This window comes from Achromobacter spanius, assembly GCF_029637605.1.
GTDB lineage: Bacteria > Pseudomonadota > Gammaproteobacteria > Burkholderiales > Burkholderiaceae_B > Achromobacter > Achromobacter spanius_E.
In genome coordinates this window covers 2496392-2513880 of the sequence record NZ_CP121261.1, presented here as the reverse complement: position 1 = coordinate 2513880, position 17489 = coordinate 2496392, and the positions used below count along the sequence as shown (strand labels likewise).

Sequence of the window (17489 nt, the reverse complement as noted above, 5' to 3'; positions counted from 1 at the left end):
TACCTTGACGATAGTCGCGAAAGCAGGCGGGGCGTGATGGGGTTACGTCTGACTCCTGCGCGGGAAAGTGGCACATGGGGTACTTTCGTATTATTCCTATTCTCTTATTGACCTTGGCGCAGCACTATATCGGTCTATCGATATAGCGGCTTCACAATGGCGAAACGCCCATGCAACCCAACCGATGAACAAAATAACTTGCTTGCACCGGGCGCAGCCTCCGGCGTGCGAGGGAATATGTTGCCCGGTGGGTCCCGATCTGGAAGAGGGAAATGCAACAATGTCATCACGATACATTCGCGTGATCGTCGCGGACGACCACCCCGCCGTGGCGCTTGGGGTCAGCTATGAACTAGGGCTGGACCCCGCCATCGATGTGATCGGATGCGCGGAGAACTCCACTGACTTGGTCGCGCGGCTGGAAACACAACACTGCGACGTCGTGGTGTCCGACTACACCATGCCTGGCGGCAAATACGGAGACGGCCTGGGCCTGATCGCGCTGTTGCGGCGGCGGTATCCCGCGCTGCGCGTCGCGGTGTTGACCATGATCGACAACCCCACGCTGATCCGCGCGTTGCTGGCTTACGAAAACCTTTGCGTGCTCAGCAAGTCGGATTCAACCAGCCACATCATCAACGCCGTGCACGCCATGTACCAGGGCAAAACCTATTACTCGCCCACCATCAAGGACATGATCGTCAACCAGGCGTTCGTGCTGGGGCGTGGCCGGCTGACCAAGCGCGAAGCCGAAATCGTGCGCTTGTTCTGTGCGGGCGCCACAGTGACCGAAATATCCCAGATGTCGCACCGCAGCGTCCAGACGGTCAGCTCGCAGAAGCGCAGCGCCATGAGAAAACTGGGCATCGAACGCGACGCCGACTTGATCAAGTACGGCGCCGACGCGGTGCAAAGCCAATTGGGCGAAGGCGGTTTCCCGGCGCTTCAGCGGCCGGACAAGACCGCCTGGAGTCTGGCCTGAACTCCCCGACTTAAAACCCCACGGCCTGACCGTCGCGCCGTGAATCCGATGCCGCCACGTACCCACCCTGGGGCAGGCGGCATATCAATTGCGCCGAGCCAAATTCCAGGCTGTCGGCGGGCGCCACGGCCACGTTGTGGCCACGGTCGCGCAGCGTTTGCACCACGTCGTCCGGCAGGTGCGATTCCACATTCACCACCGGGCCCTTCTCCACACGGAAGCGGGGCGCATCGCTCATGGCCTGCGGATTCTGGCCGAAGGCGGCCAGGCGCGTGACCATCTGCAGATGCCCTTGCGCCTGCATGGACCCGCCCATCACGCCGAACGACATCAAGGGCTGGCCACCGCGCGTGACGAACGCCGGAATGATCGTATGCATGGGCTTCTTGCGCGGGGCCACCTGGTTGGCATGGCCCGGCGTCAGTACGAAGTTCAGGCCGCGGTTGTGCAGGCTGATACCGGTGCCCGGCACCACGACGCCTGAGCCGAAGCCGTGGTAGTTGGATTGGATGAACGACACCATGGTGCCGTTGGCATCGGCCGTGGTCAGGTAGACGGTGCCACCCGTGGCGGGCGTGCCGGCGGTGGGGACGCTGGCGCGGTCCATGGAAATCAGGCGCGCGCGCTCGGCCAGATAGGCGCGGTCCAGCAGCGCTTTCGCGTCGGTGCGCATGTGGCGCGGATCGGCCACATGATGATGCAGGTCTGCGAACGCCAGCTTCATCGCTTCGATGCTGACGTGGTAGTAGTCGGCGCTGTCCACGCCCATGCCTTCCAGATCAAACTGTTCCAGCATGCCCAGCGCCATCAGCGCCGAAATGCCCTGGCCGTTGGGTGGGATCTCATGCAATTCAACGTCACGGAACGATTGCGAAATGGGAGCGACCCACTCGGGGCGGTGTTCGGCCAGGTCGGCAGCGCTAAGCGCGCCGCCCGTCTGGCTGGCGAAGTCCGTGATCTTGCGTGCGAGTTCGCCGCGGTAGAAGCTGTCGCCGCCGCTCTCGGCGATGTCGCGCAGGGTCTTGGCCTGGGCAGGAAAACGCCACCATTCGCCCGCTTGCGGCGCGCGGCCTTCCGGTAGAAATGCCTCGGCAAAGCCGGGCTCGTGCGCCAGCTTGGGTGCTTGCGTCGCCCATTGCCGGGCGATGGTTGGCGACACGGGGAAGCCTTCTTCGGCATAGGCAATGGCGGGTTCGAACAGCTTGGCGAAGGGCAGCTTGCCAAAGCGTTCTGACAACGCCTTCCAGCCGGCTACCTGGCCGGGCACGGTGACCGTGCCCCAGCCGGTGCCGGGCATGGCGTCGCGGCCGTTGAAGTATTCGGGCGTCCAGGCGGTCGGCGCGCAGCCGCTGGAGTTCAAGCCATGCAGGCGCCCGTCATGCCAGACCAGCGCGAACATGTCGCCGCCGATGCCGTTCATGACGGGTTCGACGACGGTCAAGGCAATGGCGGTGGCAATGGCGCTGTCAACGGCATTGCCACCGGCCAGCAGCATGCGTAGCCCCGCCTGCGCGGCCAGCGGTTGGCTGGTCGCGACCGCGTTGGCGGCCAGGACCGGCATTTTTCGGGAAGCGTACGGAAAAGACCAATCGAAGGAGGGGGACATGGATGCTGGGACTCGTAGAAAGGATTACTGCGCGGTGATGCCGGCTTGGTCGATCAACTGCTTGGTGCGCGGAATCTCGGCCTTGATGAAGGCCGCGAATTCCTCGCGGCTGCCGCCACGCGGCTCCGCGCCGGCTTCCGCCAGCTTACCGCGCAATGCCGGGTCGGCCAGCACCTTGTTCACGGTGCGGTTGAGCTTGTCGAGGATGGGCGCGGGCGTGCCTGCGGGCGCTACCAGGCCATACCAGGGGGCGATGTCGTAGCCGGCATAGCCTTGTTCCGCGATGGTGGGAATGTCTGGCGCCAGTGCCGAACGCTTGGCATTCGACATGCCCAGCGCCAGCAGCGCGCCGCTCTTGGCCTGAGGCAGACCCGTCATGATGGTGTCGAAGTACATGGAGACCTGGCCCGAGAGCAAGGCGGGGATGGCTTCGCCCGCGCCCTTGTACGGAACGTGCAGGATATCGATGCCCGCAATGGACTTCAGCATCTCGCCCGCCATGTGCGAGGTGGTGCCCGTGCCAAACGATGCGTAGGTCAGCTTGCCCGGGTTGGCGCGCGCATAGGCGACCATTTCCGGCAGGGTCTTGAACGGCTGTTGTGGATTGGCCAGCAGGATGTTCGGGGTGTAGGCCACCAGGGACACCAGCTCGAACGCGTCCGGGTCATAGGCCAGGCGCTTTTGCAGGAAGCGGTTGGCGACGACGGCGGCGGGGCCACCCATCAGCAAGGTGTAGCCGTCGGGCGCCGAGCGCGCCACCGAGGCGCTGCCAATCGCCGCCGCGGCGCCCGGGCGGGCTTCCACGACGAAGGGCTGGCCCAGTTCGTTGGACAGCGCGGCGCTCAGTTGGCGCGTGATCAGGTCCGTGGCGGAGCCGGCCTGGAAAGGCACGACGACGCGCACGGGGTGCTGCGGCCAATCGGTGGCCTGGGTGGTTGCCGAGGCGGCTTGTGCGCCGGCCTGCGTCGCGAAGGCGGCGGCGGCCAGGCCGGCCAGCGTCCGGATGAGACGAAGTTTCATGGATTCCCCTTGATCGCGTGATGAAGTGAGCTGCCGCCGGGCGGGTCTGTGCCCGTTCCGGCGCGGACAGCCCGTGGCGGTGCCGTCCGGAGGCAATTAGACGGGACCGCGCTGGCTCGGACTATTAGTGTTTGCATCCATGGATCACTGGATCCAGTTTGTGTTATTTTTGCGTTTATCTATCATGGCGGCTTTCCAAGCCCGGGGACGACGATGCTGCAGTTTCAAAAGACAGCGATCAGCGCCGAAGACGAGGCGTACCTGCATTTGCAGCGCGAGATCCGCCTGGGCCGTTATGCCCCAGGTCAGCGCTTGGTGCCCGATGTGGTCGCCGCTGAAATTGGCACCAGTCGCATGCCGGTACGCGGCGCGTTGCGGCGACTGGCCTCGGAAGGCCTGGTTGAAATCCGCGCCAATCGCGGCGCGGTAGTACGCGGGCTGAACCAGCAGGAAATGCTGGAAGTGTTTGAAATGCGCTCGGTGCTGGAAGGCCTTGCCATGCGCAATGCCGTGCTGCACATGAACGCCGAACACGTCCGCCGCCTGACCAATATGCTTGAGCAACTGGATCAAGGGTCCGGCGACTACCTGGACTGGACCACCGCGCACCGGGAATTCCATGAATACCTGTGCAGCTTCTGTCAGCAGCCGCGTCTGCTGGGGCAGATCTCGGAGCTGCATTCCGTGGTCGAACCCTATATGCGCCTGTGGACGGCGCAGCCGGGTCGCGTGCTGCGCGTGCGTGAATCGCACCAGGAATTGATTGACGCGCTGCATACGCGCGACCCCGAGCGATGCGAAGCGGCGATGCGTCAGCACGTGCTGAACACGGTGCCTGCCTTGCAGGCGTTCCTGGAAAAGAAGCCCTGACCGTGCGTTTTGCCGTGGGAACCCATGCTTTGGCGGACGCGCCGACCGCTCACCGAACCGCTTTTTTTGCCGCGCGTCATTCCTACTTATAGCCGGGAGTAATATGTCGCGTCCGGCCGGCCTGTGGCCGCCGGCAAGAACACGCCCACTGCGCGCCATCCTTCTCCACCCCCGTGTCGACAGCGGATTTTCGTCCGCGCCTCCCCTGTGGTGTCTGTAAGCCCCGGCGCGCGCGTGCGGCCAAAAAAGTGACATCAAGGAGAGGCATGTTGGACAAGCAAGAGTCGGGCGGCTGGTATTTCGGCTGGAACATCGTTGGCGCCGCCGCGGTGCTTACCCTGTTGACGGTGGGCCTGCGCATGGGCATCGGGCCGTTTTTCCTGCCGATGGCGGAAGGCTTGGGATTTTCGCGCAGCTTGTTGTCGGGCATCGTGGCGGTGGGCATGCTTTGCTACGGCCTGGCCATGCCGCTGGCGGGGTATCTGGTCAGCGTGCGCGGCACGCGCTTCGTACTGCTGACCGGCACGGCGATTGTGGTGGCGTCGTCGCTGTGGACGGTGTTTGCGCGCGGCCCCATCGAATTCCTGCTGTCGTTCGGCGTGGCGCTTTCCGTGGGCCTGGCCTTCACCAGCCCCGTGGCGCTGACCCCGATCATCAGCCGCTGGTTCACGCGCCAGCGCGGCATGGCGCTGTTCTTCCTGTCCACCGGGTCCATGGCGGGCATCGCCTTGATGACGCCGACGCTGACCTTCGCGATATCCGCCGTGGGCTGGCAGGAAACGCTGCTGGCGTTTTCCGTGCTGTTCGCCTTGCTGACGGTGCCGGTCGCGTTGTTCGTGATGCGCGATGTGGCGCCCGAGCACACGGACCTGTTGCCGCATCAAATCATTAAAGACAAAGCGCCCGCCAAAGCGACAAAAGGCACGGCCTCGGCCACCACGACGGCCTCCGCGCCCAATGTGCGCAACGCCTTGCGCACGCTGCCGTTTTGGCAGGTGGCGCTGGGCCTGTTCGCCTGTGGCTACAGCATGAACCTGCTGGGCACGCACGGCATGCCGATGTTGATGGACCACGGCTTTGACGCCACCACCAGTTCGCTGGGCATCGGCCTGATCGGCCTGGTCGCCATCTTCAGCACGCTGGTGCTGGGCCGCATGTCGGACCAGGTGGAACGGCGCAACATCCTGGCCGCCATCTATCTGGTGCGTGGGTTGGGGTTCTTTGCGTTGGTCATGGTGGGCGCGCACTGGGAGCTCTATGCGGCAGCCACGATCGGCGGCATCGTGTGGGCGGGCAGCATTGCCTTGTCGTCGGCCATTCTGGCGGACGTCTATGGCATTCGGTTGGTGGGCGTGCTGTACGGGCTGACCTACCTGGGCCACCAGATCGGCGGCATGATCAGTTCCTGGCTGGGTGGCTGGGCCTTCGATACGTTCCACACGCACTGGGTCGCCTTTGGGTCGGCGGGCGTGCTGTTGCTGCTGGCGGCTGCGATTTCATTGCGGTTGCCGGGGCGCGGCCTGGCGCGTATGCCGGCAACCGTGGTGCGCTGACGTAGTGGTCTTTAACCCGGCGGTTTTTTACCCGCCGGTTTTTCCGCTTAGCGGTCTTTCAGCAGCGTCACCAGCTCAGGCACATAGCGTTCGCCACCGCCTTGCGTGACGGCCTGGTCGAACGTGTGCTGCACGGCCGCGCCGATTTCACGCACGGCGCCGGCTTCGGCTGCCATGGTGTTGTAGTAGGACAGGTCCTTCTGCGCGTTCGACATGAAAAAGCGCAGCGACGACGGGTCCTGCTCCAGCAGATACGGCTTGATGCGTTCCAATGCCACGCCGCCGCCGCCGCCCTTGCTCAAGACTTCCGCGAACACCGCCGGGTCAATGTCCGAGCGCAGCGCGCACGCCGCCGCTTCCGACAGCAGGGCAACCACGCCCAGCGACACATAATTGTGCAGCAGCTTCATGCGATGCCCGGCGCCAATGGGCCCGGCGTGCGTGATGTTTTCGGCAAAGCAGGCCAGGATGGACTTGCATTCTTCGAACAGCGCCGCGTCGCCGCCCACCAGCAGGTTCAACCGGCCTTCGGCGGCTTCCTTGGGCGTGCGCGTCATCGGGGCGTCCAGGAAGCGGCCGCCGGAATCGGCCACGGCTTGCGCCACTTTCACGGTGGACGACGGAATGGCCGTCGAGCAGTCGATGATGACGGTGCCCGCGCGCAGGCCTTGCAGCACGCCGCCTTCGGACAGCAGCACGGCTTCTACCTGCGGGCTGCCGGTCACGCACAGAATGATCACATCCGACTGGGCCGCCAGTGCGGCGCCGCTTTCCACGCTGGTCGCGCCAGCGGCTTTCAGCGCATCCAGGGGCTGATTGCCCGGATGCTCAAGTACGGTCAGCGTATGACCATGCTTGACCAGATTGCTTGCAATACCGTGGCCCATGAGGCCGATTCCAACCATGCCGACTTTCGCCATCTTCCACTGCTCCTGCCATGTGTAGGTGTGTTGTGGCGTAAATCTTACTCTTAGATTACTTTCAGGCATCCAATCCAAGCACTGACAATTCCATGACTGATTCCATTCCCGAGGGCTTTGCGCTGTGGCGCCCAAGCAGCCGCTTCATGACGCATCTGGCAGACCTTGGCACCCTGTACCGGCGCGATGCCGACAGCGTGCTGGCCCTGCGCGTGAACGAGGCGCATACGAACATGCACGGCATGGCGCACGGCGGCCTGCTTGCCACGCTGGCCGATAGCGCCCTGGGGCACACCATTGCCCAGCAATTGCAGGTGTCCGTCGTGACGGTGCAGATGTCCGTGGAATACCTGAACGCGGTCAAGCCGGGCGACTGGCTGCAAGCACACGTGCATATCGACAAGCAAGGCCGGCGCTTGATCTACGCCAATTGCCTCTTGCAGGTAGAAGGGCGCGTCATGCTCAAAGCCAATGCGGTATTCGCCGTGCGCCCGGCGCCCACGCCCGCGTCGGACGGTTGATGGCGCAGCTTTGAAGCACCACGAACGCAGCGTTCGAAACATTCAACTTCTCAGGGCTTGAGGCCGCGAACATACTTCTCCGCAAGCAGTTGAAACGGAGACGCTATGCTTCACAACGCCTTGCGCGGCATCAAAGTCGTGGACTTGTCGCGCATTCTTGCCGGCCCCTGGTGCACCCAGAACCTGGCTGATCTTGGCGCCGAGGTCATCAAGGTCGAACACCCGGCGCGTGGCGACGATACGCGCGGCTGGGGCCCGCCCGACCTGCGATCCAACGACGGCGGCGCGGCCATGTCCGCCTATTTCATGGCGTGCAACCGGGGCAAGCAATCAGTTGCCATCGACTTCGCCTCGGAAGCGGGTGCGTCGCGCGTGCGTGAACTGGTCGCGCAAGCTGACATCCTGGTCGAAAACTACAAGGCAGGCGGGCTGCGCAAGTACGGCCTGGACTATGACTCGCTTGCGAGCATCAACCCGCGCCTGATCTATTTGTCCATTACCGGTTACGGCCAGTCCGGCCCCATGGCCGACAAGCCCGGCTATGACTACGTGTTCCAGGGCATGGGCGGGCTGATGAGCTACACCGGCCAGCCTGACGGCACGCCTGGTGCCGGCCCGCTGCGCACCGGGGTCGCCGTGGTTGACCTGATGACGGGCATGTACGCCACGTCCGCCGTGTTGGCCGCCTTGCGTCAGCGCGATCAGACGGGGCAGGGCATGCCATTGGATATCTGTCTGCTGGATGTGGCCGTGGCGCTCAACGCCAACCAGGGCGCCAACTACCTGGTGTCCGGCGTGGCGCCCAAACGCAGCGGCAATGCCCACCCCAACTGTGCGCCCTATGAAGTGTTCGCGTGCGCCGATGGCCATTTGATCCTGGCGATTGGCAACGACACCCAGTTTGCGCGCTTTTGCGATGTGGCCGGTCATCCCGAATGGGCGCTCGATGCGCGCTACGCGACCAACAGCGCGCGCCTGTCGCACCTGGACAGCTTGCGCACGCAGGTGGCGCGGGCCCTGGCGACCGCGCCGCGCCAGTACTGGACCGCCGCGTTCGACGGCGCGGGCGTGCCATGGGGGCCGATCCACACGCTGGACGAAGTTTTCGCGCATCCGCAAGTCCTGCATCGGCAACTGGTCCAGACCGCTACCCACCCCGTGCTGGGCGACATGCGGCTGGTGCGCAACCCGCTGCTGGCCGGCACGCCGGCTGATGCCTTGGGCGCGGCGCCGCCGTTGCTGGGTGAACACACGAGCGCCGTACTGGGCAGTCCGGCCACGATTTGAACCACACTGAGGAGACAACAATGACATCCATAAAAAAACTGCCGCTTGCGATCCTGCTGGCTTGCCTGACCGCCCCTGCGCTGGCCGCCGCCGAGTACCCCGACAAGCCCATCCGCCTTGTCGTGCCCTATGCCGTGGGCGGCACCACCGACATCATCGCCCGCGTCGTGGGCAACAAGCTGGGCGCGCAGTTGGGCCAGTCGGTCATCATTGAAAACAAGCCGGGCGCGGGCGGCAGCATCGGATCGGCCTACGCCGCCAAGCAGCCGGCCGACGGCTACACCTTGGTGATGGCGGTTGAAAGCTCGCACGCCGTCAACCCCAACGTCTATGCCAAGAGCGCCTACGACCCCGTCCGCGACTTTGCACCCATCAGCAACCTGGCCGACGTGCCCAACGTGCTGGTGGTGAACCCGGCGTTGCCGGCGCAAGACCTGGCGGGGTTTCTGGCGTTGCTCAAGGCCGATCCCAACAAGTACGCCTTCGGCTCTTCCGGCAACGGCGGCTTGAGCCACATGAATGGCGAACTGTTCATGAAGACCACCGGCACGCGCATGCTGCACGTTCCCTACAAAGGCCTGGGCCCCGCACTGAACGACCTGGTTGCCGGACAGGTGCAGGTGGTGTTCGATAATATTCCGTCGTCCTATCCCTTGATCCAGGCACAGCGCATCCGGCCCTTGGCGGTGGCGGCCAAACAGCGGCTTAAAGTGCTGCCTGACGTGCCCACTTATGCAGAGGCCGGGCTGCCAGCCATGAACAACCCGTCGTGGTTTGGCCTGGCCGCGCCGGCCGGCACGCCCGCGCCTGTGCTGGACAAGTTGAACGCGGCGGTGCGCCAGGCCTTGGCGGACCCGGCAACGGTGGACGCCATCGAACGGCAGGGCGCGGTGCCCAGCCCGATGTCGCGGGAAGCATTCGGCGCGTTGATCGCGCAGTCGAACAAGCACTGGAAGTCGGTGGTCGAAGACATTAAATTCGAAAAAATGCAGTAAGAGGAGCGCTTGTGAATACCAACAATCTGTCCTTTCCCCACGCTGGCGTCCAGATCGACGCGGCCGGCATCGCTACGCTGACCATGCAGGACGCCGGGGTGCTGAACATCTTGAGCACGCCCGTCATCAATGGCCTGCGCGAAGCGCTCACGCACCTGCGCGACGACGAATCGGTGCGCGTGCTGGTACTGCGTGGCGCTGGCGACCGCGCCTTCGTGGCCGGCGCGGACATCGCCGAAATGGCCGCGCTGGACGAGTCCAGCGCCCAGCGCTTTATCTCGAACTTGCGTGACCTGTGCAACGCCGTCCGGCATTTTCCCGTGCCGGTGATTGCCCGCATCCCCGGCTGGTGCCTGGGCGGAGGGCTGGAATTCGCCTTGGCGTGCGACCTGCGCATCTGCACCGACGAGGCAAAGTTCGGCATGCCCGAGGTCAAGGTCGGCATCCCGTCGGTGATTCATGCGGCGCTGATGCCGCGATTGATCGGCGCGGCCAACAGCGCCTGGCTGCTCCTGACGGGGGAACTGATCGACGCGCGCCGCGCGCAGGACTGGGGGCTGGTGAATGCCGCCGTGCCGGCAGCGCAGTTGGATGACGAGGTGAACAAGCTGGCACAAGGCTTCGCCGCGTTGGGGCCGGCGGCGTTGCGTCAGCAGAAGAAGTTGCTGCGCCGCTGGGAAACGATGTCGGTGGACGCTGCCATCGAGGATAGCGTCGCGGAATTCGGCGCGGCCTTCAATACCGGCGAGCCGCAGAAGTTCATGAACGAATTCCTGGCCACCAAGCGAGGCGGGAAGGGCTGATCAAGGCTTGATCCGGGGCTGAGCAGATGATGACCCGCCAAGCGACAGACGAGGGCCAGGCGCCAGGCCGTCGAGGTGCAGCCGTTCAAAGGGGCGATCAATCCGAGTCGCGCGTTGCGGCAACGATCGGGTCGTCCAGCAGGTACTCGGCCACCTGCTCCACGAACGGTGACAGCGGCTCGTCGGCTTGCGTCACCAGCGTCAATTCGCGCAGCGCCCACGGTTCGCTGATGGCCACCGCCGCAATGCGCTGTTCGCGCAGCGCGGTGGCGGCCACGCTGCGTGGGACCAGCGACACGCCCACGCCGGCCTGAACCATCGCCAGCACGGCGTCGAAGGTATGCACGTGGATGCGCACCTTGGGCGTCTTGCCCGCCAGCTTGGCCATGTCGCGCAAAAAGATGTAGTTGCTGCTGGTGCGGCTCATGCAGACGAAATCCAGGTCCAGCACCGCCGGGAAGCGAACCGGTGAATGCTGCACCACAGGATGATTCAGCGGCGCCGCGATGATCAGTTCATCGATCGCATAGCGGATGGCTTGCACTCCGGCGGATTCGGCATGGCCGGCGAAGATGCCGATATCCGCTTCCTGCCCCGCGATGGCGGCCTCGATCGTGTTGCTGGAGCGCTCTTCCAGCAGGATGTTCACATTCGGGTTGGCCGACAGAAAGCGGCTCAGGCTGGGCACGATGAACCCGTTCAACGAACTGCTGTTGGCGAACAGCTTGACGCTGCCCTTCAGCCCGCTGGCAAAGCCGCTGACTTCACCATGCATGCGCTCCACGCCGGCCAGCAGCGAGCGCACATGCTTCAGCACAAACGCGCCTTCCGCCGTCAGCTCCATGCCGCGCGCCTCGCGCTTGAACAGCGGCACACCCATCGCCAGTTCCAGGTTCTTCAGCCGGTAGCTGGCGGATGACGCTGTCACGTGGACGGTATTGGCGCCGCCCGACAGGCTTTGCGCCTCGGCGATGGCAAGGAACAGGCGGAGGTCGGTGAGTTCGTAGCGCATCTTGCAAGATCAGCGTGGACGCTTTTGATGCGTCACAGATAGGGCGTGGCCAGCCAGATGACCTTGTTGCGCAGCCGCTTGGCGAATGGCGTGCTGGTCAGGGTTTCCAGGGTTTCCGCTTTGGAATTCGCGATCAGCCCATCGATCCGGTTGCCGATCCAGCGCGCCACGGTAGGGTCGTAGATCTCGCTGTCCAGCTCAAAATTCAGGCGCAGGCTGCGCGGATCCAGGTTCGAGGAACCCACGTAGGCCCAGGCGTCGTCCACGGTCATCAGCTTGGAATGGTCGAACGTGCCCAACGCGCGCCACACGCGGCAGCCGGTGCGTACTACCTGGTCCAGTTGCGCCGACATGGCGTAGTCCACCAAGCGCAGATTGTTCTTGTTGGGGATGACGATATCCACCTGAATACCCCGCCGCGCGGCGGTGGCCAGTGCGCCGATCAGCGTCTGGTCGGGCAGAAAGTAGGGCGACTGGATGCGCACGTGGCGCTGCGCTACGGCCAACGCACCCAGCAAAATGTTGTGCGAACTGCCCAGCGCACGGTCCGGCCCCGACGGCACGCAACGCATCGGCACGTTGCCGGTGGGTGGCAGCGCGTGCGGATCGAACCAGGGCCGTGCCGGCAACGATTCATGCGTCGTGAAATTCCAGTCGTGCGCAAACACCGACATCAGCTGCGTCACGATGGGCCCTTCCACGCGGAAGTGCGTGTCGTGGTTGACGGCATCGCCCGCCAGCGCGGTCACAAAGGCCGCCCGCACGTTCATGCCGCCGGTAAAGCCCACGCGCCCGTCTATCACCAGCACCTTGCGGTGGCTGCGCAGGTTGGCATACGGCATGCGCAACACGCCCAGCGGATTCGTCATGAAGCGCGCCACCGGCACGCCGCCTCGCGCCAGCATGCGCACAATGGGCGGGCGCGAATACTTGGAGCCGATGGCGTCGATCAACACCCGCACCTGCACGCCACGCGCCTGCGCCTCGATCAGCGCCTGCGCCATTTCGCGACCGATCTCGTCGTTGTCGAAAATATAGCTTTGCATCGCGATGGCGTGCTGCGCGTCGCGGATGGCTTGCATCATGGCCGGATACGCTTCATCGCCGCCGGCCAGGGGCTGCACCGCATTGCCGCCCAACAGCCGAAACCTGCTGACGTGGTCGCCCAGTATCTTCAGCGAGGCGAACTGCGGGCCGGACACCGCCGCCACATCCACGGGCAAGGTGTCGACCTGTTCGGCGTCCACCACCATGGTTTCGTCACGCAGTTGCGACACCCGTGTCTTGCGAATGCGGTTGATGCCCGCCACGAAATAAAACAGGGCGCCGAACAGCGGCGAAAACAGCGCCACCCCCACCCAGCCGATGGCCGCCCGGACGTCCTGCTTGGTCATCGCGGCATGCACCGCCGCGCCCGTCCCCGCCACGATGCTGACGGCAAACACCAGATGAGGCCAGTAATCGATCAAAATTGCGTGTATGCGATCCATAGCGATGACGTAAAAGTCGGCCTCCCGGGTTGAGCCATGCGGAAGGATAGCAAGGTGCGTGGCGTTGGCAATGGGGAGGGATATAAGGGGCTTTTGACGGCCCCAAAAAATATGCTATAGTTCGGCCTCTTCGTTGCTGAGCTTCAGTTTGAAGCGCGGCGGGGGAGAAGAAAGTAGTACTGAAAAGTGCTACTGAAGTAGTACCCAGAGGTGGCTGTAGCTCAGTTGGTAGAGTCCTGGATTGTGATTCCAGTTGTCGTGGGTTCGAGCCCCATCAGCCACCCCAAAGAATTCGCTGGAAACAGCATGAAATCAGCCGCCTAGAGCGGCTTTTTTCTTGTCCGCCGTTGCAGCATGCGGGCGACCCGTTCGCCTGCGATCTGAAAGCGCTGCGCCAGGGACGCCGGCGCCAGCACATCGAATTCCACTTCCAGCGCCAGCAGCCAATACGTCAGCGCATCCAGCGACTGGCCGGTGCAGCGCAGCAGGCAACGGCTATCGTCCAACGCCTCGACCTGGCCGGCCGATGCGGGAATGCGCGCTGCGATCTCCGCGTGCGGCGCATGCAGCACGATGCGTGCCTCTTCGGCGTTGGGCGCCTGGCCCACCGCCCGCGTTACATAGGCGCGCAGGTCGCCACCTTCGGGCGCCGGACGCGGCGCGAAGTGCGCGCCCAGCGCTACCGCGCCGGTGATTCGGTCAAGCCGGAATGTGCGCCAATCGTCGCGCGCCGGATCCCACGCCACCAGATACCAGCGATACCCCGTGTGCGCCAGCCCCTGCGGCTCGACCTGACGCGTGCTGGGCTGGCCGCGGCTGTCCGCGTAGTCGAAGTTGACGCGCAACTGGTCGCGGCAGGCGGCGGCCAGCGCGGCCAACAGTCCCGCATCAATCACCGGGCCCCGGCTCGGCAGCGGCACGATGGCCGACCGCAGCGCGTCCAGCTTGTGGCGCAGGCGCGTGGGCATCACCTGCTCTAGTTTGACCAGCGCGCGCAGCGCAGCTTCTTCCACGCCACCGACCGTGCCCGTGGCCGCGGTGCGCAGCGTGATGGCCACCGTCAGCGCCTCGTCGTCGTCCAGCAGCAGGGGCGGCAGGGCGTTGCCCGCGCGAAAGGCGTAACCGCCCGCCACACCGCTGCTGGCCTGGATGGGGTAGCCCAGTTCGCGCAGTCGGTCGATGTCGCGGCGCAGCGTGCGCGGATGCACCGCCAGGGTCTGCGCCAGGTCGGCGCCGGCCCAATGGCGGCGGGTCTGCAGTAGGGAAAGCAGGCGCAGGAGGCGGTTGCTGGAGCTGAGCATCGGGCAACGATAGCCTGTATCAAGGGCGGAAGCTGTCCGCAATGGATTTTACAGTTCGTCCGTCGTCAGCGGCCATGGGGCCGCGGCACTCCCCCAAATCCGGAGCTTGTCCATGTCTATCGTTTTCCATTGGTACCCCCAGTCCAGCGCCTCCCCCATCGCCTGCGCCCTGGCCGAACTGCAGGTCCCGCACGAACGCGTCAAGGTGGATATCCAGGCCGGCGAGCAGCGCCGCCCGGAATTCCTGGCCTTGAACCCCAACGGCAAGGTGCCGACCCTGACCGTGGATGGTGCGCCGCTGTTCGAAGCCTTGGCCATCCACCTGTGGTTGGGTGAACAATGGGGCGTCGAGCGGGGCTTGTGGCCCGCGGCCGGCACGTCGCAGCGGCTGGCCGCCATGTCGTGGTGCACGTGGGCCTACGTGACGTATGGCGCGGTGGTCTCGCGCCTGTATGTCGTCGCCCACGGCGACGAGCAAAGCCGCGATGCCCGCCAGGCCGAGCGGGCCATCGCCGACCTGGATTCGCTGTTGGGGCTGCTGGATGCGCATCTGACGCGCCAGCCGTGGATGGTGGGCGACAAGTACTCGCTGGCTGACCTGGCGGTGGCGTCGGTGGTCGGCTACACCGCCTTTCTGGGCGCGCCGGTGGCCGCCCATCCGAAGGTGCAGGCATGGCTGAGCACGATCAAGGCCAGGCCTGCGATGCAAGGCGAGGTCTGAAGCGACGGGGGGGGGCTGAGCAACCCCGCGCGCCACGTTGCCGCGCGCGTGCGCGGCCGCGTCCAAGCCGGCTTGACGCACTATGGTATGAACCGCCTGCATCGTGTCCGCGATTTCCTGTTCTTGCCCGATTCATTCAAGTTCTTGCCCTGGCTGCCGTTAACGCTGATACACCTTCATACGCCCACGGAAATCAGCGCCATGTTTGATTGGATCTCTCTTGCCCTAACCATCGTTGCTCTGATTGCTTGGGCAATCCATCGCCAAAAGAAGCGGCATGACGCGCTGTTGGCCAAGTTTCGCGAACATAATCAAAGACTCGGTACGTCCTTTCCTGAAAACAGTGTCGACAGCGAGCTGATTCTTAGCGATAAAGACAAAAAGGTCGTCATTGCGTTCGACCCCACAACCCGAAAACTCTGCATGGTATCGGGGGCGAAGGATCCGGGCGAGGTGCTCGACTTTTCCTATATCAGGCAGTGGCAGTTGAAATGGACCGAGGTTTCAGGCAACGGTGGACTCGCTTTCAAGAATGTCCATTTTGCCTTTTCTACAAACGACCTTAAAAGGCCGTTGATCCACATCGCCGTCCCCGGCAAGGGCTACGGAGATACCTGGGATAGCCGCCTTGGCATTCTGATGGGCGCCTAAGGGATTCACAAAGCGCCGCCCGCATTCAAGCCAGTCCGGGAATGGAACTTGCTGTCGTCATGTTTCCCAAGCCGCCCACGCGGCTTGATAGATCCTCTAGGAGACCGGACATGGCTGACCACGTCATCAAGACACTGAACCACCTCATCGAAACCTCGAAGAACGGACAGAAGGGCTTTGAAGCCGCGGCCGATGATACGAAGGACCCCGAGCTGCAGTTGCTATTCAGGAACCGGGCACAAGATTGCGCCGCGGGGGCTGCGGAGTTGCAAACCGTGATCGCGCAGTTGGGTGGCGTACCCGAGGACAGTGGCACGGTCGCGGGCGCGGTGCATCGCGGTTGGACCAACCTGAAGGCCGCCGTGGCCGGGCGCACCGATCTGGCGATTTTGGAAGAGTGTGAGCGCGGCGAGGACGTGGCCAAGGCGGCCTATGCTGACGCGCTGAAGGAACCGCTGCCGGAAGAAATTCGCGTGATCGTGGAGCGGCAGCAGGCTGGCGTATTGCGAAATCACGATCAGATTCGCGACCTGCGGAATCGCTACAAGGCCGCGAAGTAAGGTGTCACCGGGGCTACACCTACAAGCCCCCCTAAAAGGTGTAGCCTCGGCGTACCCCTACAGCAAGCGCTCATCCACCCCATTGCGCAAGTCATAAGGCGACCACAAGATCCGCCCGACGATGCGAACCTCGCATCCGTCTTCTTTCTCAAGCGCGAAAGGCGCATAAGCCGGGTTCAAGGACTTGGCCAGCCAGCCGCCTTCGCGTTCCCGCGCGATGCATTTCACGATCATCTTGCCGCCATGGTTGATGGCGTAGACCGTGCGCGGGTCGATCTCGCGCGGGTCGGTGATGGGGTCTTCGAAGAACAGCATGGGTCCGCCGTTACGTATCACGGGTTCCATGCTGTCGCCTTGCGCATACACGATCTTCATGCGGTTGATCGGCAGCTTGAACGATTCCAGAAATGAACGGCGCAGCAGGATTTCGCCGATCTCGGTCTCGTGATAGTTTTCGATGCCAAGCCGGCCGGCGGCCAGGCGCACATCCAGCTCGGGGACGGGCATGAATTCCTGGTCGTTGGCGGAATAGCCCGCGTGCGCGACGTGGCCGACGTTGGCGGCGGTGCTGATGCGCAGCGCCTGCATGCGTTCGGCCTGATGCGTGGTGATGCCGTCCGGATCCCAGGGCGCTGCCGATACCGGTGCCATGGGAAATTCGTCCGCGATCGCGTCGATATTCAATAGGGCGCCGCGCTTGGATTGCGGGGACTTGGATTGCGCGGCCGCCGCTTTCGTCTTGACGCCCATCTGGCCCAGCGCCAATAGCAGCGCGCCTTCCAGGCGCTTGAGCTGATCGTCGGCCAAGCCTTTGATCAGCGACTGCGGCACCGAAGCAAAGGGCCATGCCACGTCCGTGGCCGGGGCGGCAAGTGGCGCGGCCGCCGACAGCGATGCGGCCTTCTTGGCTTCGGCTGCCAAGCGCGGGCTGATCGCAGCCAGCGTGCAGCCAAACCCTTCGGCATAGGCCATGGCCGCTTCAATCCCAATGGGACGGCGGCCGGTGATGTGTTGATAAATCATCGCCTGGCCGCCCTTCACCTGGTGGTCACGAGCAAAGGCCGCGCGGTTCACGCCTTCAAAGCGTGCGCGCAGCGCGGCGGCTTCCTCTTCGATAGTCCACATTTTCATATAGCAATGCTATGCAAATTAAACTATAGCATGGCTTGCTAATAAGATGTAGCGTAGCTATAGTTT

At 64.1% G+C, this 17489-nt stretch carries 17 protein-coding genes and 1 tRNA gene; 11 read left to right on the top strand and 7 right to left on the bottom strand.

From position 1 onward, the window contains the following. Window positions 1-280: 280 nt before the first annotated feature. The gene (locus tag P8T11_RS11105; RefSeq protein WP_050449782.1) at window positions 281-982 is read left to right on the top strand and encodes a response regulator; all 702 of its coding nucleotides are present in this window, start codon (window positions 281-283) and stop codon (window positions 980-982) included. Between the two features lie 10 nt (window positions 983-992). Here the strand turns inward: P8T11_RS11105 and ggt are convergent, their stop codons facing one another. Next, window positions 993-2588: a gamma-glutamyltransferase gene (ggt, locus tag P8T11_RS11100; protein ID WP_268081897.1), complete on the bottom strand. Its 1596-nt coding sequence runs from the start codon at window positions 2586-2588 to the stop codon at window positions 993-995. A 24-nt stretch (window positions 2589-2612) separates the two neighbouring features. Then, window positions 2613-3608 carry a Bug family tripartite tricarboxylate transporter substrate binding protein gene (locus P8T11_RS11095; protein ID WP_268081898.1) on the bottom strand — a complete coding sequence of 332 codons (996 nt, stop codon included), beginning with the start codon at window positions 3606-3608 and terminating at the stop codon, window positions 2613-2615. A 213-nt stretch (window positions 3609-3821) separates the two neighbouring features. Here P8T11_RS11095 and P8T11_RS11090 point away from each other — a divergent pair, with 213 nt between their 5' ends. Together P8T11_RS11090 and P8T11_RS11085 are read left to right on the top strand one after the other, a co-directional pair. Beyond that, window positions 3822-4478 carry a GntR family transcriptional regulator gene (locus tag P8T11_RS11090; protein WP_268081899.1) on the top strand — a complete coding sequence of 219 codons (657 nt, stop codon included), beginning with the start codon at window positions 3822-3824 and terminating at the stop codon, window positions 4476-4478. 269 nt (window positions 4479-4747) lie between these two features. After that, a complete protein-coding gene (locus P8T11_RS11085) occupies window positions 4748-6031 on the top strand; it encodes an MFS transporter (protein ID WP_268082387.1) in 1284 nt (427 codons plus the stop codon). A gap of 47 nt (window positions 6032-6078) precedes the next feature. Here P8T11_RS11085 and P8T11_RS11080 read toward each other — a convergent pair whose 3' ends face one another. Continuing rightward, window positions 6079-6951: an NAD(P)-dependent oxidoreductase gene (locus tag P8T11_RS11080; protein ID WP_268081900.1), complete on the bottom strand. Its 873-nt coding sequence runs from the start codon at window positions 6949-6951 to the stop codon at window positions 6079-6081. A 92-nt stretch (window positions 6952-7043) separates the two neighbouring features. On the opposite strand from P8T11_RS11080, the gene P8T11_RS11075 reads away from it, so the two are divergent. From P8T11_RS11075 to P8T11_RS11060, 4 genes are all read left to right on the top strand, one after another. Then, window positions 7044-7472 (top strand): PaaI family thioesterase, encoded by a 429-nt coding sequence (locus tag P8T11_RS11075; protein WP_268081901.1) that lies wholly within the window; start codon window positions 7044-7046, stop codon window positions 7470-7472. A gap of 105 nt (window positions 7473-7577) precedes the next feature. Beyond that, window positions 7578-8759: a CaiB/BaiF CoA transferase family protein gene (locus P8T11_RS11070; protein WP_268081902.1), complete on the top strand. Its 1182-nt coding sequence runs from the start codon at window positions 7578-7580 to the stop codon at window positions 8757-8759. 20 nt (window positions 8760-8779) lie between these two features. Further along, a complete protein-coding gene (locus P8T11_RS11065) occupies window positions 8780-9754 on the top strand; it encodes a Bug family tripartite tricarboxylate transporter substrate binding protein (RefSeq protein ID WP_268081903.1) in 975 nt (324 codons plus the stop codon). Between the two features lie 11 nt (window positions 9755-9765). Beyond that, window positions 9766-10557, top strand: a complete 792-nt coding sequence (locus P8T11_RS11060) for an enoyl-CoA hydratase (protein ID WP_268081904.1) — start codon at window positions 9766-9768, stop codon at window positions 10555-10557. Window positions 10558-10654: 97 nt separating this feature from the next. On the opposite strand, the gene P8T11_RS11055 is transcribed toward P8T11_RS11060, so the two are convergent. Both P8T11_RS11055 and cls read right to left on the bottom strand, forming a co-directional pair. Further along, window positions 10655-11569: a LysR family transcriptional regulator gene (locus P8T11_RS11055; protein ID WP_268081905.1), complete on the bottom strand. Its 915-nt coding sequence runs from the start codon at window positions 11567-11569 to the stop codon at window positions 10655-10657. Between the two features lie 32 nt (window positions 11570-11601). Then, entirely contained in the window at window positions 11602-13059 is a 1458-nt protein-coding gene (cls, locus tag P8T11_RS11050) for a cardiolipin synthase (protein WP_268081906.1), read from the bottom strand. 210 nt (window positions 13060-13269) lie between these two features. Between cls and P8T11_RS11045 the strand changes: the two genes are divergently transcribed. Beyond that, window positions 13270-13345, top strand: a tRNA-His gene (locus P8T11_RS11045). Between the two features lie 34 nt (window positions 13346-13379). On the opposite strand, the gene P8T11_RS11040 is transcribed toward P8T11_RS11045, so the two are convergent. Further along, window positions 13380-14360, bottom strand: a complete 981-nt coding sequence (locus P8T11_RS11040; RefSeq protein ID WP_268081907.1) for a helix-turn-helix transcriptional regulator — start codon at window positions 14358-14360, stop codon at window positions 13380-13382. Between the two features lie 112 nt (window positions 14361-14472). Here P8T11_RS11040 and P8T11_RS11035 point away from each other — a divergent pair, with 112 nt between their 5' ends. The 3 genes from P8T11_RS11035 to P8T11_RS11025 all read left to right on the top strand — a co-directional run bounded on the left by P8T11_RS11035 (window position 14473) and on the right by P8T11_RS11025 (window position 16292). After that, a complete protein-coding gene (locus P8T11_RS11035) occupies window positions 14473-15081 on the top strand; it encodes a glutathione S-transferase family protein (RefSeq protein WP_268081908.1) in 609 nt (202 codons plus the stop codon). 87 nt (window positions 15082-15168) lie between these two features. Beyond that, entirely contained in the window at window positions 15169-15732 is a 564-nt protein-coding gene (locus tag P8T11_RS11030) for a hypothetical protein (RefSeq protein ID WP_268081909.1), read from the top strand. Window positions 15733-15842: 110 nt separating this feature from the next. After that, window positions 15843-16292, top strand: a complete 450-nt coding sequence (locus tag P8T11_RS11025; protein WP_268081910.1) for a PA2169 family four-helix-bundle protein — start codon at window positions 15843-15845, stop codon at window positions 16290-16292. A gap of 57 nt (window positions 16293-16349) precedes the next feature. Here P8T11_RS11025 and P8T11_RS11020 read toward each other — a convergent pair whose 3' ends face one another. After that, window positions 16350-17423: a S24 family peptidase gene (locus P8T11_RS11020; RefSeq protein WP_268081911.1), complete on the bottom strand. Its 1074-nt coding sequence runs from the start codon at window positions 17421-17423 to the stop codon at window positions 16350-16352. Window positions 17424-17489: the final 66 nt, after the last annotated feature.

What these genes read in the sequence shown, in the direction of transcription:
- P8T11_RS11105 (WP_050449782.1), top strand. Translation starts at nt 281, where the DNA reads ATGTCATCACGATACATTCGCGTGATCGTCGCGGACGACCACCCCGCC.
- ggt (WP_268081897.1), bottom strand. Translation starts at nt 2,588, where the DNA reads ATGTCCCCCTCCTTCGATTGGTCTTTTCCGTACGCTTCCCGAAAAATG.
- P8T11_RS11095 (WP_268081898.1), bottom strand. Translation starts at nt 3,608, where the DNA reads ATGAAACTTCGTCTCATCCGGACGCTGGCCGGCCTGGCCGCCGCCGCC.
- P8T11_RS11090 (WP_268081899.1), top strand. Translation starts at nt 3,822, where the DNA reads ATGCTGCAGTTTCAAAAGACAGCGATCAGCGCCGAAGACGAGGCGTAC.
- P8T11_RS11080 (WP_268081900.1), bottom strand. Translation starts at nt 6,951, where the DNA reads ATGGCGAAAGTCGGCATGGTTGGAATCGGCCTCATGGGCCACGGTATT.
- P8T11_RS11075 (WP_268081901.1), top strand. Translation starts at nt 7,044, where the DNA reads ATGACTGATTCCATTCCCGAGGGCTTTGCGCTGTGGCGCCCAAGCAGC.
- P8T11_RS11070 (WP_268081902.1), top strand. Translation starts at nt 7,578, where the DNA reads ATGCTTCACAACGCCTTGCGCGGCATCAAAGTCGTGGACTTGTCGCGC.
- P8T11_RS11065 (WP_268081903.1), top strand. Translation starts at nt 8,780, where the DNA reads ATGACATCCATAAAAAAACTGCCGCTTGCGATCCTGCTGGCTTGCCTG.
- P8T11_RS11055 (WP_268081905.1), bottom strand. Translation starts at nt 11,569, where the DNA reads ATGCGCTACGAACTCACCGACCTCCGCCTGTTCCTTGCCATCGCCGAG.
- cls (WP_268081906.1), bottom strand. Translation starts at nt 13,059, where the DNA reads ATGGATCGCATACACGCAATTTTGATCGATTACTGGCCTCATCTGGTG.
- P8T11_RS11040 (WP_268081907.1), bottom strand. Translation starts at nt 14,360, where the DNA reads ATGCTCAGCTCCAGCAACCGCCTCCTGCGCCTGCTTTCCCTACTGCAG.
- P8T11_RS11035 (WP_268081908.1), top strand. Translation starts at nt 14,473, where the DNA reads ATGTCTATCGTTTTCCATTGGTACCCCCAGTCCAGCGCCTCCCCCATC.
- P8T11_RS11030 (WP_268081909.1), top strand. Translation starts at nt 15,169, where the DNA reads ATGAACCGCCTGCATCGTGTCCGCGATTTCCTGTTCTTGCCCGATTCA.
- P8T11_RS11025 (WP_268081910.1), top strand. Translation starts at nt 15,843, where the DNA reads ATGGCTGACCACGTCATCAAGACACTGAACCACCTCATCGAAACCTCG.
- P8T11_RS11020 (WP_268081911.1), bottom strand. Translation starts at nt 17,423, where the DNA reads ATGAAAATGTGGACTATCGAAGAGGAAGCCGCCGCGCTGCGCGCACGC.